General features: G+C 59.1%; 13 protein-coding genes. 8 read left to right on the top strand and 5 right to left on the bottom strand.

Going from position 1 to position 13,552, the window contains the following annotated elements; translation table 11 throughout:
- Positions 1-23 precede the first annotated feature (23 nt).
- From AC07VR_RS28475 to antA, 4 genes are all read right to left on the bottom strand, one after another.
- Positions 24-1,427 carry an amino acid permease gene (locus AC07VR_RS28475; RefSeq protein WP_494995446.1) on the bottom strand — a complete coding sequence of 468 codons (1,404 nt, stop codon included), beginning with the start codon at positions 1,425-1,427 and terminating at the stop codon, positions 24-26.
- Between the two features lie 76 nt (positions 1,428-1,503).
- Positions 1,504-2,526, bottom strand: a complete 1,023-nt coding sequence (gene antC / locus AC07VR_RS28470; protein ID WP_495013240.1) for an anthranilate 1,2-dioxygenase electron transfer component AntC — start codon at positions 2,524-2,526, stop codon at positions 1,504-1,506.
- A gap of 18 nt (positions 2,527-2,544) precedes the next feature.
- Positions 2,545-3,036, bottom strand: coding sequence for an anthranilate 1,2-dioxygenase small subunit (gene antB, locus AC07VR_RS28465; protein ID WP_495013239.1), 492 nt, complete (start codon positions 3,034-3,036; stop codon positions 2,545-2,547).
- 2 nt (positions 3,037-3,038) lie between these two features.
- Positions 3,039-4,427 (bottom strand): anthranilate 1,2-dioxygenase large subunit, encoded by a 1,389-nt coding sequence (gene antA / locus AC07VR_RS28460; protein ID WP_495013238.1) that lies wholly within the window; start codon positions 4,425-4,427, stop codon positions 3,039-3,041.
- Positions 4,428-4,986: 559 nt separating this feature from the next.
- Between antA and AC07VR_RS28455 the strand changes: the two genes are divergently transcribed.
- Positions 4,987-6,000 (top strand): AraC family transcriptional regulator, encoded by a 1,014-nt coding sequence (locus AC07VR_RS28455; RefSeq protein ID WP_494995442.1) that lies wholly within the window; start codon positions 4,987-4,989, stop codon positions 5,998-6,000.
- 12 nt (positions 6,001-6,012) lie between these two features.
- Here AC07VR_RS28455 and AC07VR_RS28450 read toward each other — a convergent pair whose 3' ends face one another.
- Complete coding sequence (locus AC07VR_RS28450) at positions 6,013-6,897, bottom strand: LysR family transcriptional regulator (RefSeq protein WP_494995441.1); 885 nt, start codon at positions 6,895-6,897, stop codon at positions 6,013-6,015.
- Between the two features lie 136 nt (positions 6,898-7,033).
- Here AC07VR_RS28450 and AC07VR_RS28445 point away from each other — a divergent pair, with 136 nt between their 5' ends.
- From AC07VR_RS28445 to benC, 7 genes are all read left to right on the top strand, one after another.
- The gene (locus tag AC07VR_RS28445; RefSeq protein ID WP_495013237.1) at positions 7,034-8,182 is read left to right on the top strand and encodes a muconate cycloisomerase family protein; all 1,149 of its coding nucleotides are present in this window, start codon (positions 7,034-7,036) and stop codon (positions 8,180-8,182) included.
- A 12-nt stretch (positions 8,183-8,194) separates the two neighbouring features.
- A complete protein-coding gene (catC, locus tag AC07VR_RS28440; protein WP_419118739.1) occupies positions 8,195-8,485 on the top strand; it encodes a muconolactone Delta-isomerase in 291 nt (96 codons plus the stop codon).
- A 52-nt stretch (positions 8,486-8,537) separates the two neighbouring features.
- A complete protein-coding gene (gene catA, locus AC07VR_RS28435; protein WP_494995439.1) occupies positions 8,538-9,467 on the top strand; it encodes a catechol 1,2-dioxygenase in 930 nt (309 codons plus the stop codon).
- A 110-nt stretch (positions 9,468-9,577) separates the two neighbouring features.
- A complete protein-coding gene (locus tag AC07VR_RS28430; RefSeq protein ID WP_495013236.1) occupies positions 9,578-10,534 on the top strand; it encodes an AraC family transcriptional regulator in 957 nt (318 codons plus the stop codon).
- Positions 10,535-10,675: 141 nt separating this feature from the next.
- Positions 10,676-12,034, top strand: a complete 1,359-nt coding sequence (gene benA / locus AC07VR_RS28425) for a benzoate 1,2-dioxygenase large subunit (protein WP_494995437.1) — start codon at positions 10,676-10,678, stop codon at positions 12,032-12,034.
- The gene (gene benB, locus AC07VR_RS28420) at positions 12,034-12,522 is read left to right on the top strand and encodes a benzoate 1,2-dioxygenase small subunit (protein WP_494995436.1); all 489 of its coding nucleotides are present in this window, start codon (positions 12,034-12,036) and stop codon (positions 12,520-12,522) included. The genes benA and benB overlap by 1 nt, the downstream gene beginning before the upstream one ends.
- 10 nt (positions 12,523-12,532) lie before the next feature.
- Positions 12,533-13,546, top strand: coding sequence for a benzoate 1,2-dioxygenase electron transfer component BenC (gene benC / locus AC07VR_RS28415; RefSeq protein WP_495013235.1), 1,014 nt, complete (start codon positions 12,533-12,535; stop codon positions 13,544-13,546).
- The last annotated feature ends 6 nt before the right edge of the window (positions 13,547-13,552 follow it).

The following is a 13,552-nucleotide window of genomic DNA, read 5'->3' as shown; positions in this document are numbered from 1 at the left end:
GCTTTTTATCGTCTGGTTGAAGGCTATTGAGCGACCGACAACGAGCGAGTCCTGGCTAACCGAATTCGGTAGCACACGAACAGGATCAGCACCCAGACCGGGATGGCGTAGACCGACGCACGTACCCCTGGAATCAACAGCATCACGTAAATGATCACGGCCATGAAGGCCAGGCACAGGTAATTGGTGTAAGGCGACCAGAATGCTTTGAAGCCTGGCACGATGCCGCGTTGGCCCATGACCTTGCGAAACTTCAGGTGAGTCAGGCTGATCAGCGCCCAGTTGATCATCAACGAGGCGACCACCAGCGCGAACAGCAACTCAAGCGCTTCATGCGGGGCGACATAGTTGACCAGCACGCACAACATGGTGATCAACGCGGAGATACCCAGCGCCAGTAACGGTACGCCCTGTTTGTTCAGCTTCATCAGCGCCTTGGGGGCATCGCCCTGTTCCGCCAGGCCGTAGAGCATACGGCTGTTGCAGTAGACGCCGCTGTTGTAGACCGAGAGCGCCGCGGTGAGCACCACAAAATTGAGGATTTGCGCCGCGGTGTTGCTGCCGATCAAGGCGAAAATTTGCACAAACGGACTGCCGCTGTAGGCATCGCCGGAAGCGCCCAATGTCTGTAGCAGTTGGTCCCATGGGTACAGCGACAGCAGCACGGTGAGCGCACCGACGTAGAAGATCAATACGCGGTAAACCACCTGATTGATCGCCTTGGGAATGATCTTCCTCGGCTCGCTGGCTTCAGCGGCGGTGATGCCGACCAGCTCCAGGCCGCCGAATGAAAACATGATGAACGCCATCGCCATCAGCAAACCGTTGGTGCCATTGGGGAAGAAGCCGCCATGGCTCCACAGGTTGCTCACCGAGGCCTGCGGGCCGCCGGTGCCGCTGACCAGCATGTAACAGCCCAGGGCAATCATGCCGATGATCGCCACGACCTTGATGATCGCGAACCAGAACTCCATTTCGCCGAAGATTTTGACGTTCATCGTGTTGATCAGGTTAACCAATACGAAGAACACCGCCGCACTGATCCAGGTCGGCACCTCGGGCCACCAGAACTGCACGTATTTGCCAACGGCCGTCAGCTCCGCCATGCCCACCAGCACATACAGCACCCAGTAGTTCCAGCCGGACAGGAAACCGGCAAAACCGCCCCAGTAATTGTGGGCAAAGTGGCTGAAGGAGCCCGCCACGGGTTCCTCGACGATCATCTCTCCCAGCTGACGCATGATCAGAAAGGCGATAAACCCGGCAATCGCATAGCCGAGGATCATCGACGGCCCGGCCGACTTGAGCACGCCGGCGGAGCCCAGAAACAGTCCGGTGCCAATCGCTCCGCCCAATGCGATCAGCTGAATATGACGATTTTTCAACCCCCGCTTGAGCTCACCCTGTTGCAAGATGTCATCCGCCATCGTGTTTCCTTTTAGTTGTAATGGTCAGGCTTGGTTTGAATGCGTCAGTTTATTCAATTGCGCTCATTTTAAGGGCTCAGGCATTACTCTCGGTAAATTTTTCGTAATACAGATGAACGTTGTCCAGGGTTTGGGCCTGCAACCAGGTCTTGATCGATTCGACCATCGGCGGTGGCCCGCAAACGTACATGTCGACTGTCGCGTCGCGCAGTTCGCTGGTGTCGAAATGCTCGGCAATGTAGCCGCGCTTTCCCTCCCATTCCGGCGATGGATCACTGACCACCTCGGTGTAGCGAAACCCTGGAATGCGTTCGGCATAGGCCTCAATGCGCGCGCTTTCGCACAGATCGGCGGCGTCCCGCACACCGTAGTACAAATGCACGGGCTGCTCGCAACCACGCTCGGCAATCTCGTCGAGCATGCCGAGCAGTGCCGATAGCCCGGTGCCACCGGCGACCAGGATCAGCGGTTTGGCGATGTGGCGAAGATAGAAAGCCCCCAGCGGCGCTTGCAGCCCGATTTCGTCGCCGACCTGGCAGCGTTCACGGATGTAGTTGCTCATGACTCCGTCGGGCAGCAGGCGAATCAGGAACTGCAGGTGATTGCTGCTGTTCGGTCGGTTGGCGAACGAGTAGGAGCGTTTGCTCTGGGTACCCGGGATCAGCAGTCGGGCGTATTGGCCCGGCAGGAAATCCAGTGGCTGGCCTGCCGTGCCCATATCCAGGTGCAAGATCGCGGTGCTGGCCGAGACCTGCCTGACTTCGGTGACCGTACCGGTGAGCTGGTCCGGGCCTGATGCATTGCACAGGCTAGAGGCGAAGTCGAAGTAAAACGTGGCATCGGATTTCACCCGAGTCTGGCAGGTGAGCATTTTGCGTTGTTGCAGGTCCTGGCTGGAAAGGGCTTCCTCGTCCACATAATCCTGGCTGTAGTCGCCCGATTCGCAGCGGCCCTGGCAGGTTCCGCAGACGCCCTCGCGGCAATCCAGGGGAATATTGATGCCGTTGCGCAGAGCGGCGTCGAGCAGTATTTCATTGGGTTGTACGGGAAAAAACAACGTTTTGCCGTCGGCAAAGCTGAACGCGACCTTGTGATTCATGCCCCGGTCTCCATGGATTCAGAGGTGGTAGAAATCGAGCACCGAGTTGATGGTGTCGTTGAGCAGCAGGACGTGCTTGCGGGTAATGACCCAGCTGTCTTCACGGGGCTTGAGGCGATAGGTCGCGTTCCCGTAAAACTGCTCGGAAGTGGCCAGGCGATAGAACAGGGTGTGCCAGTTCAGACGCACCTCCAGGTCACCGCCCTCAAGTTCACTGATGCGCACGTTGTTGATCAGGTGCAGCGTGCGTGGCATCGGCGTCGCGGAGGCGGCCTTGCCTGTACGCAGGCGAAACACCCGGTCCTCCAGGCCTGAGCGGTTGGGGTAGTAGATCAGTGACATTTCGCGCTTGGGGTCGAGGGTGTAGACGTGTTCCGAGTCCCATTGCGGCAGGTGGAATTCACTGTGTTCGTCGAACAGTTTGATATAGGCGTCCCAGTCCTTGGCGTCGCACAGTTCGGACTTGCGATAGAAAAATTGCTCGATCTGGTACTGCAATTGCTGATTCATGTTCACACCTCACGCAGCTTCAAGGATTTCGCTTCCAGACCATCGAGCAGAAATTTCTGCCAGTTGCTGTGCTGGTTGACGTAAAGCCCTTCGTGGGTGAATTCGGTGCCCGTCATTGCCGGCAGTATGCCAATCGACTCACTGTTGGGGGTGGCGCCGGTCGCCCATTGGTGACTGCCGCGAGAAATATCGCTCCAGCGCTCCAGGCGCGCCTGGAAACCACGCTGGGCTTCGCGGAACTCCACCAGGTCATCCGGGGTGCCGAGTCCGGAAACGTTGAAGAAGTCTTCGAATTGACGAATCCGGTTCTCCCGATCCGCGTCCGACTCGTGCTTGACGCCCAGGCACTGGCTGATGATTTCAGTCTTGTTCCAGGCTACCGGGCGGATGATGCGCAGTTGCGAACTGATCTGATCGAGGAAAAACAGGCTGGGATAGATGTTCAGGTTGCGCAGGCGATGCATCATCCATTCGGCTTTTTCCTGGCCATGCTCTTCGATCAAGCGCGGCATGATCGTGGCGTAGCCGGAGCGCACTGCCGGGTTCGGCATGTCGCTGAACAGCACGCTATGACCATTATTGAAGGCGAACCAGCCGTCATCGGTATTGGCATCGCCGGCGCCCAGCTTGCTGTAGTCAAGCGTGTCGCCAGCGCTGGTGCCGTTCTCGCTGTTGACCTGCTGGCGATGCTGCACGGTGGCCACGTAGTTATAGTGAACCGTGCTGACGTGATAGCCGTCCAGACCGTTTTCGTTCTGCAGTTTCCAGTTGCCGTCGTAGGTGTAGGCGGACTTGCCGGGCAGCACTTCCAGCTCACCGGTTGGCGACTGGGCGACCATCATGTCGAAGAACACCTTGGCATCGCCGAGGAAATCTTCAAGGCTGTTTTCGCCGTGCACGTCCAGGCTGATGAACACAAAGCCCTTGTAGCTCTGGATGCGAGCTTTTTTCAGGCCGCGAGTGGCTTTGTCGAAACCTTCCGGGTATTCGCCGGGAGCCTTGACCTTGACCAGGCGTCCGTCGCTTTTGTAGCACCAGGCGTGGAACGGGCAGGTGAATGTCGACTGGTTGCCCTTGCCGACACGGGTCAATGTCGTGCCGCGATGCTGGCAGGCATTGATCAGCGCGTTGAGCTGACCGTCGCCGTCGCGGGTAATGATCATTGGCTGGCGGCCGGCACGCATGGTGATGAAGTCGTGATTGTTGGCCAGCTCACTTTCGTGGCAGGCGTAGATCCAGTTCTTCTCGAAGATCAGCTCCATCTCCAGATCGAACAGCTGCGGCTCGGTAAAAATATCCCGGGCAATCCGGAACACGCCGTCTGCCGGACGGAAGTCCAGGCAGCCCTCGATAAACTCTTTCCACTGTTCGACGCTTTTTGCACCACTCATGGGCGTGTACCTTTTTTATTCGGGCCAATCGGTACGCTCATTAGAGAGAGTGGGGCGGGCAGGGGTCTATCCGGTTTGTCGGCGAAGGCAGTCCATAAAGTTCGTGGGCAATTGACGCGCTGATCCCGTAGCAGCTGCCGAAGGCTGCGTTCGGCCGCGAAGCGGTCGTAAAGTCGGTATGTAGGGTTTCCCTGAAAGAGTGCGGTTGCAGACCCTACAACACGACCGCTGCGCGCTCGAACGCAGCCTTCGGCAGCTGCTACGGGGACGGTTTTAACCTGGGGTAACACCCGGGCTTTGCGCTGGGCAGCTAATACTCAAAGCGGTGCACCAGTCGATGAACGGCTGCACCCGTTTGCAGCAATCAGGTACTGTTTTGCGGTGTGTCGAACGCTGTTCGATGGCTTGCCTGCGCTTCAAGACGGATGCTTTATCCGCTTAGTCGGTGATCGCTATCCACTGGGTTGGCTGGGTCGTCTTGTGGCGTGGAACTTGCTCTTTTCAAGCCTGATACGCGCCGTTAGAGCGCGCAAAAAAATATTGCCGTGGGTGCGCCGTGATGAGTAGCAAAGCTGATCCGCAGTTTCGCGACATTCGTATCGATCGCTATGACCTTGAGGGTGCGAGGCACTGGATGTCCGGTATCTGCGGCCCGCACCGGCTCCAGACCTCGACCCCCGAGCGGATCCGCTTTCATCACAGCGCCAATGTGTTCAAGTCGATGGCCACGACCCTGGGCACCATCGAATATGGCACTGATGTCACTATCGATATCGAAGACGCCGAGCACTTCAGCAGTTACAGCCTGAGTTTGCCTTTGGTGGGCGAGCAGGAACTGAGCAAGAACGGCACCCTATTGAAGTCCAACCGCGATCAAGGGGTGATCATTTCCCCGAATGAAAGCCAGGTGCTGGCGATCTCCGGCGACTGTCGCAAAGTCCAGGTGGTGATCACTCGAGTCGCCATGAGTGAGTCCCTGGAGGGGATGCTGCAGCGCCCGCTGGATGCGCCGCTGCGTTTCGAGTCGGTGATGGATGCGGTCGACGGGGCCTCGGCCTCATGGTGGCGCATGGCGCGTTATTTCATTGCCGAGCTGGAACGCAGCAGTGAACTGTACGAGCAGGTGGCCTTCACTCGGGACATCGAAAGCTCTTTGATCAAAGGTTTGATCCTCGCCCAGCCGAACAATTATTCCGAGGAGCTGCGGGACGTGTTGGGGGTCAAGCTGCCGCATTATCTGATCAGGGCCAAGCAGTACATTCACGACAACGCCCGCGAAGCGTTGCATCTGGAGGACATCGAAGCTGCGGCCGGCGTCTCGCGTTTCAAGTTGTTCGAGGCGTTCAAGAAGTACTTCGCGCTGTCGCCGATGGTCTACCTGAAAAAATACCGGTTGAATGCTGTGCGTCAGGAAATCCTCGAGCATGGCTCGGCGCGCAATATCTCCGAGATCGCCATGGGCTGGGGCTTCACGCACCTTGGGCGGTTTTCCGCCGAGTACCGCAAGTTGTTCGACGAATCCCCGAGCATGACCGTGCAGCGTAACGAAGCCCGGCGCATGCGTGGGCTCTGAATATCCCGGCGTCTAGGCTTGAATCAGCAACTCTTCAATCAGTTGCAGGCAGTGATTGAGGCCTGGCGACTGGTCGGCGACACGGCGACTGAGAATGATCGGCGAGGTGGCCGTGGCTTCGAGCAACGAGGTGTAGCCGATATCGGCGCGGTGCAGCACCTGTACCGAGGCCGGCACCAGCGTCACGCCCATGCCGGCGGCGACCAGACCGATGGCGGTCTGCAACTCATTGGTCCACTGGGACACCTTGATACTCAGCCCATGGGCATCGAAGAGCGCGATCACATGGTCGGCATAGCTCGGCCTGGGATTGCCCGGATACAGCACGAAAGGCTCCTTGGCCAACTCGGCGAGCGTCGTCGGCCCGGCCAGCAGCGGGTGACCGGCGGGGAGGACGGCGACCAGCCGATCCTCGATCAGTACGCGTTGCTGAATCGCCGGATCGTCAATGCGGATGCGGCCGAAGCCGACATCGATCCTGCCGGCCTTGAGTGCCTGGACCTGTTGCAGGGTGGTCATCTCCGACAAGCCCAGTTCCAGCTCCAGGGCGTCGTTGTTGCGCAAGCGGCGAATCAGCTCTGGCAGCATGCCGTATAAGGTCGAAGGGGCAAAACCGATACCCAGCCAGGTCTTCTCGCCCAAGCCGATGCGACGGGTGTTGTCGCAGACCTTGCCCAGTTGCTCGAGCAAGACGTTGGAGTGTTCATAAAAATACCGTCCGGCTTCAGTCAGTCGCAGCGGGCGACCGCGCTCCAGCAGCACCACGCCCAACTCGTCTTCCAGTTGCTGAATCTGTCGGCTGAGGGGCGGCTGAGCGATATGCAGACGCTCGGCGGCACGAGTGAAGTTGAGGGTTTCCCCCAGGACCTGGAAATAACGCAGATGGCGAAGCTCCATGGGGACTCCTCAAAGAGTGCGGATCAGTGTGCTGCATACCCTTGGGGTATGGATCGAGACCAATTCTATATTGGAACGGCTAAAAAATGGGGGGCAGAATCGGGCAAAACAAGCAAAGAACCTGACGGGTATCGACATGCACGCTAGCGCCATTGAATCGATCGAGACGATCATCGTCGATCTTCCGACTATCCGCCCGCACAAGCTGGCGATGCACACGATGCAGAACCAGACCCTGGTGATCATCCGCCTGCGTTGCGCCGATGGTATCGAAGGCATCGGCGAGTCCACCACCATTGGTGGCCTGAGCTACGGCAACGAAAGTCCGGACAGTATCAAGACCAATATCGATCGCCACTTCGCACCGCTGCTGATCGGTCAGGATGCCTGCAACATCAACGCGGCCATGCTGCGGCTCGATCGCAGCATTCGCGGCAACACCTTCGCCAAATCGGGGATCGAAACCGCGTTGCTCGATGCCCAGGGCAAACGCCTTGGCCTGCCGGTCAGCGAGTTGTTGGGAGGGCGTGTCCGTGATGCCCTGCCGGTGGCCTGGACCCTGGCCAGTGGCAACACTGAAAAAGACATTGCCGAAGCCGAACAGATGCTCGATCTGCGCCGCCACCGGATCTTCAAGCTGAAGATCGGCGCCGGTGAAGTGAGCCAGGATCTGGCCCATGTCATTGCCATCAAAAAGGCCCTGGGTGATCGCGCCAGCGTCCGCGTTGACGTCAATCAGGCCTGGGATGAAGCCGTCGCCCTGCGAGCCTGCCAGGTGTTGGGCGACAACGGCATCGATCTGATCGAGCAACCGATCTCGCGCAATAACCGTGGCGGGATGGCCCGGCTCAACCTGTCCAGCCCGGCACCGATCATGGCCGACGAGTCCATCGAATGTGTCGAGGACGCCTTCAATCTGGCCCGCGAAGGCGCGGCCTCGGTGTTTGCCCTGAAGATCGCCAAGAACGGTGGCCCGCGTGCCGTATTGCGCACCGCTGCAATTGCCGAAGCGGCGGGGATCGGCCTGTACGGCGGCACCATGCTCGAGGGCGGGATTGGTACGCTGGCGTCGGCCCATGCCTTTCTGACGCTGGCCAGACTGACGTGGGATACCGAGCTGTTCGGTCCGCTGTTACTGACCGAGGACATTCTCACCGCACCACTGGTCTATCGCGATTTTCAGCTGCATGTGTCGAACGAGCCGGGCCTGGGCCTGACCCTCGACGAGGAGCGCCTGGCGTTCTTCCGACGCGACAAATCTTCCCCTGTCACTTCACACGCCTGAGGACATCAGACCATGTTGTTCCACGTAAAAATGACCGTGAACCTGCCGGTCGACATGAATCCCGAGCGCGCCGCGCAGCTCAAGGCTGACGAAAAAGCCCTGGCCCAGCGCCTGCAACAGCAAGGCAAGTGGCGGCACCTGTGGCGGATCGCCGGGCTCTACGCCAACTACAGCGTATTCGACGTCGACAGCGTGCAGGAGCTGCATGATCTGCTGATGCAGCTGCCGCTCTATCCGTACATGGCCATCGAAGTGAATGCACTGTGCCGGCACCCTTCGTCGATTCACGAAGATGACCGCTAGGCCAGATGACCTTTGTGCTCCAACCTAATAAATACAAGATGAGGAATAAATCATGTCAGTCAGAATTTCCCACACTGCCAGCGTCCAGAAGTTTCTCGAAGAAGCCAGCGGTAACCTCAACGAGGGTGGCAATCCACGGGCCAAGGCGCTGATCTACCGGATCCTGCGTGACTCGGTAAACATCATCGAAGACCTGGAAGTGACCCCGGAAGAGTTCTGGAAAGCGGTCAACTACCTCAACGAACTGGGCAAAAACCAGGAAGCCGGTTTGCTCGTGGCAGGTTTAGGCCTTGAGCATTATCTGGACCTGCTGATGGATGCCGAGGACGAGCAGGCCGGCAAGTCGGGCGGTACGCCACGGACCATCGAAGGGCCGCTGTATGTGGCCGGTGCGCCGCTCTCCAAATACGAAGCGCGTCTCGATGACGGTCTGGATCCGGGCGTCGTGTTGTTCATGCAAGGCCAGGTCCGCGACACCGACGGCAAGCCGTTGGCCGGCGCCATTGTCGATGTATGGCAAGCCAACACCGGTGGCACCTACTCCTACTTCGATGGCACGCAGTCGGAGTTCAACCTGCGCCGCCGTATCGAGACCGATGCCCAGGGACACTATCGCTTCCGCAGTATCGTGCCGTCCGGCTACGGCTGCCCACCGACCGGGCCGACCCAGCAGTTGCTGGATCAGTTGGGCCGCCACGGCCAGCGCCCGGCGCATATCCACTTCTTCATTTCGGCGCCCGGCCATCGGCACCTGACCACTCAGATCAACCTGTCCGGCGATCCGTACCTGCATGACGACTTCGCCTATGCGACCCGTGATGAGCTGATCGCCGAAATTCGTTTCAGCGAAGATCAGGAGATGGCCCGCGAGCTGGGTGTCGAGGGGCGTTTCGCGCAGATCGACTTTGACTTCACCTTGCAGTCCGCCGCCGAGCCGGTTGAACAGAAGCGTATGGAGCGGGTCCGCGCCCTGGAAGACTGACAGCCCATTGCCCGCAAAGCCGCGAGATAACCGACCGTTTATCTCGCGGCGTTGTTCGCGGCGTTGGCTGGCATAGAATCACAGCTGAAGAACAATAAGAGTGACCGGTTATGGAAAGTCGTCTGCTGAGCGAGCGCAGTATGGTGTTTGAGCGTGCCGACCCCTATGCGGTGTCCGGTTACGTCAATCAGCATGTCGGCGTGCATTGCATCCATCTGCCCAGGGCCTCCAGCCCTCAGGCCAGTCTCAATCATCGCAAATTCGCCAGCCTTGACCTGTGCCGCATCAGCTATGGCGGCAGCGTTCACGTCACCTCACCGGCACTGGAAACCATCTACCACCTGCAAGTGCTGCTCAGGGGCAATTCCCTGTGGCGCGGGCGTGATCAGGAACACTACCTGGCGCCTGGCGAATTGTTGCTGATCAATCCCGATGACCCGGTCGATCTGACCTATTCCGCAGACTGCGAAAAATTCATTCTGAAAGTACCGACCAGCCTGCTGGAGTCGGCCTGCCTGGAGCAGCGCTGGTTATACCCGGAGCCGGGTGTGCGCTTTATGCAGAATCGCTACAGCCTGGGAGAGCTGGAAGGCTTCGTCAATTTGCTGGCCATGGTCTGTATGGAAGCTGAAGCGGGCGAACCCATGCTCCAGGTCCAGGAGCATTACGCCCAGATCGTTGCGAGCAAGATGCTCAGCCTGATGAAAACCAACGTCAGTCGCGCCCATCTGAGCTCCCGTGGTGCCACCTTCGAGCACATCGTCGACTACATCGAGCAGAACCTGAAACAGGACATCTGCAGTGAAGAACTGGCGCTTCAGGCCTGCATGAGCCTGCGTTCGCTGTATTCGCTGTTCGAGCGCCATGCCCAAACCACGCCGAATAACTACATTCGCCTGAAGAAGCTGGAGCGGGTGCATGCCTGTCTCAGTGATGAGACCTGCAACGTGCGCAACGTCACGGAGCTGGCCATGGACTATGGCTTCCTGCACCTGGGACGGTTCTCGCAAAGCTATCGCCAGCAGTTCGGCGAACTGCCGTCGGATACCCTCAAACGTCGTCACTGAATCTGCGCTCCACCCCCTCTAAATCCCCGTCCCCCCCCAGTGCAGAAAACGGATAGCGATCTGCACTCAACGGATATTGCCGTTTGCGCCACCTCCCTAGCATGAGCCTCGCCTGAATAAAAACAACGGAGGGCTGTGGCCATGTCTTTGCGACCTGAATACCTTCATTCACTGCTTGAAGAAGACCCGGAACAAGGCGTCTATCGCTGCAAGCGAGAGATGTTCACTGACCCGCGGTTGTTCGACCTGGAAATGGAACACATCTTCGAAGGGAATTGGCTGTACCTGGCCCATGAGAGCCAGATCCCTAACAAGAACGACTTCTACACCACCACCATGGGCCGCCAGTCGATCTTTATCGCGCGGAACAAGGATGGCGTGCTCAATGCGTTCATCAACGCCTGCAGTCACCGCGGCGCGATGCTTTGCCGACACAAGACCGGCAACCGGGCGTCCTATACCTGCCCGTTTCATGGCTGGACCTTCAACAACTCCGGCAAGCTGCTCAAGGTCAAGGACCCGGCCGAAGCGGGCTACCCGTCGAGTTTCAACTGCGAAGGCTCCCACGACCTGACCAAGGTTGCGCGGTTCGAGTCCTATCGCGGTTTTCTGTTCGGCAGCCTGAACGCCGATGTAGTGCCGCTGGCCGAGCATCTGGGCGAGTCGGCGAAGATCATCGACATGATCGTCGATCAATCCGCCGACGGCCTTGAAGTGCTGCGCGGCTCATCCAGCTACATCTACGAAGGCAACTGGAAACTCACGGCCGAGAACGGTGCCGACGGTTATCACGTCAGCTCCGTGCACTGGAACTACGCGGCCACCCAGAGCCAGCGCAAGCAGCGCGAGGCCGGTGACTGCAATCCGACCATGAGTGCCGGCAGCTGGGCCAAGCAGGGCGGCGGTTTCTACTCCTTCGACAAGGGCCACATGCTGCTCTGGACCCGTTGGGCCAACCCGGAAGACCGTCCGTTGTACGAGCGTCGCGATGAGCTGGCCCAGGACTTCGGCCAGGCCCGCGCCGACTGGATGATCGAGAACTCACGCAACCTTTGCCTGTACCCCAACGTCTATCTGATGGATCAGTTCAGTTCGCAGATCCGCATCGCCCGGCCGATCTCGGTGAATCGCACCGAAATCACCATCTACTGCATCGCCCCGAAAGGCGAGAGCGACGACGCCCGTTCCAAGCGCATTCGCCAGTATGAGGATTTCTTCAACGTCAGCGGCATGGCTACTCCCGATGACCTGGAAGAGTTCCGCTCCTGCCAGGTGGGTTATCAGGGCAGCGCAGGCTGGAACGACATGTCGCGCGGCGCCATGCATTGGGTCGAAGGCGCCGATCCGGCAGCACAGGAAATCGATCTGCACCCGCTGCTCAGCGGCGTACGCACCGAAGATGAAGGTCTGTTCGTGCTGCAACACAAGTACTGGCAGGAGACCATGCTCAGGGCACTGGCCGCCGAACAATCGAAAACGATCCCCGTGGAGGCCGTGTGATGAGTATTTCCCATGACGCGGTGCGTGACTTCCTCTACCGCGAAGCGCGCTACCTGGACGACAAGGACTGGGACAACTGGCTGGAACTGTACGCCTCTGACGCGAGTTTCTGGATGCCGTCCTGGGACGACAACGACGAGCTGACTGAAGACCCGCAACGAGAAATCTCGCTGATCTGGTACGGCAACCGTGGTGGCCTGGAAGACCGGGTTTTCCGTATCAAGACCGAGCGTTCCAGCGCCAGCGTGCCGGACACCCGGACCTCGCACAACATCAGCAATATCGAGTTGCTGGAAGTCGCCGATGGCCAGTGCAAGGTGCGTTTCAACTGGCACACCCTGAGCTTTCGCTACAAGACCGTGGACAGCTATTTCGGGAGCAGTTTCTACACCCTCGACGTGCGCGGCGAAACCCCACTGATCAAGGCCAAGAAAGTCATCCTGAAGAACGATTACGTCCGTCAGGTCATCGACATCTACCATTTGTGAGGCCGCTGCCATGAGCCATCAAATTGCATTGAATTTCGAAGACGGGGTGACCCGTTTCATCGCCGCCAATGCTGGCGAAACCGTCGCCGACGCGGCCTATCGTCAAGGTATCAATATTCCGCTGGATTGCCGTGACGGCGCCTGCGGTACCTGCAAGTGTTTCGCTGAAGCCGGTCGCTATGATCTGGGCGAAGAGTACATCGAGGATGCGCTCAGCGAGGATGAGGCCGCTCAGGGTTACGTGCTGACCTGCCAGATGCGCGCGCAAAGCGACTGCGTGGTGCGAGTACCGGTGTCTTCGGACGTTTGTCGCACTCAGCAGACCCACTACAACGCCGCCATCAGCGAGATCCGCCAGCTCTCCGACAGCACCCTGTCGCTGTCGATCAAGGGTGAGGCACTGAGCAAACTGGCGTTCCTGCCGGGGCAATACGTCAACCTGCAAGTGCCCGGCAGCGAACAGACCCGCGCCTATTCCTTCAGCTCGTTGCAGCGCGAGGGCGAGGTCAGTTTCCTGATCCGCAATGTTCCGGGCGGGCTGATGAGCAGTTTCCTCACAGGTCTTGCGAAGGCCGGCGACTCGATCAACCTGGCCGGTCCGTTGGGCTCTTTCTATTTGCGGGAAATTCGTCGGCCGTTGTTGTTGCTGGCGGGCGGGACCGGGCTGGCGCCGTTCACGGCAATGCTGGAAAAAATCGCCGAGCAGGGCAGTGAGTATCCGTTGCACCTGATCTACGGCGTGACCAACGACCACGATTTGGTGGAAATGGAGCGGCTGCAAGGGTTCGCGGCGAGCATTCCAAACTTCAGCTTCAGTGCGTGCGTCGCCAATCCGGACAGCGGCCATCCGCTCAAGGGCTACGTCACCCAACATATCGAACCGCAGCACCTCAACGCCGGTGATGTCGACGTCTACCTCTGCGGGCCACCACCGATGGTCGATGGGGTCAGCCGTTACCTGGCCGAACAGGGCATTGCGCCGGCGAACTTCTACTACGAGAAGTTCGCTGCCAGCGCGGCCTGAGTCCAA

The sequence above is a fragment of the Pseudomonas sp. GW821-FHT02H09 genome, assembly GCF_059421425.1.
The sequence above is the reverse complement of the archived record's forward strand: the minus strand, read 5'-3'. Positions and strand labels throughout refer to the sequence as shown.

Coding starts and splice junctions, on each gene's coding strand:
- AC07VR_RS28475 (WP_494995446.1), bottom strand. CDS start 1,427: ATGGCGGATGACATCTTGCAACAGGGTGAGCTCAAGCGGGGGTTGAAA.
- antC (WP_495013240.1), bottom strand. CDS start 2,526: ATGAATCACAAGGTCGCGTTCAGCTTTGCCGACGGCAAAACGTTGTTT.
- antB (WP_495013239.1), bottom strand. CDS start 3,036: ATGAATCAGCAATTGCAGTACCAGATCGAGCAATTTTTCTATCGCAAG.
- antA (WP_495013238.1), bottom strand. CDS start 4,427: ATGAGTGGTGCAAAAAGCGTCGAACAGTGGAAAGAGTTTATCGAGGGC.
- AC07VR_RS28455 (WP_494995442.1), top strand. CDS start 4,987: ATGAGTAGCAAAGCTGATCCGCAGTTTCGCGACATTCGTATCGATCGC.
- AC07VR_RS28450 (WP_494995441.1), bottom strand. CDS start 6,897: ATGGAGCTTCGCCATCTGCGTTATTTCCAGGTCCTGGGGGAAACCCTC.
- AC07VR_RS28445 (WP_495013237.1), top strand. CDS start 7,034: ATGCACGCTAGCGCCATTGAATCGATCGAGACGATCATCGTCGATCTT.
- catC (WP_419118739.1), top strand. CDS start 8,195: ATGTTGTTCCACGTAAAAATGACCGTGAACCTGCCGGTCGACATGAAT.
- catA (WP_494995439.1), top strand. CDS start 8,538: ATGTCAGTCAGAATTTCCCACACTGCCAGCGTCCAGAAGTTTCTCGAA.
- AC07VR_RS28430 (WP_495013236.1), top strand. CDS start 9,578: ATGGAAAGTCGTCTGCTGAGCGAGCGCAGTATGGTGTTTGAGCGTGCC.
- benA (WP_494995437.1), top strand. CDS start 10,676: ATGTCTTTGCGACCTGAATACCTTCATTCACTGCTTGAAGAAGACCCG.
- benB (WP_494995436.1), top strand. CDS start 12,034: ATGAGTATTTCCCATGACGCGGTGCGTGACTTCCTCTACCGCGAAGCG.
- benC (WP_495013235.1), top strand. CDS start 12,533: ATGAGCCATCAAATTGCATTGAATTTCGAAGACGGGGTGACCCGTTTC.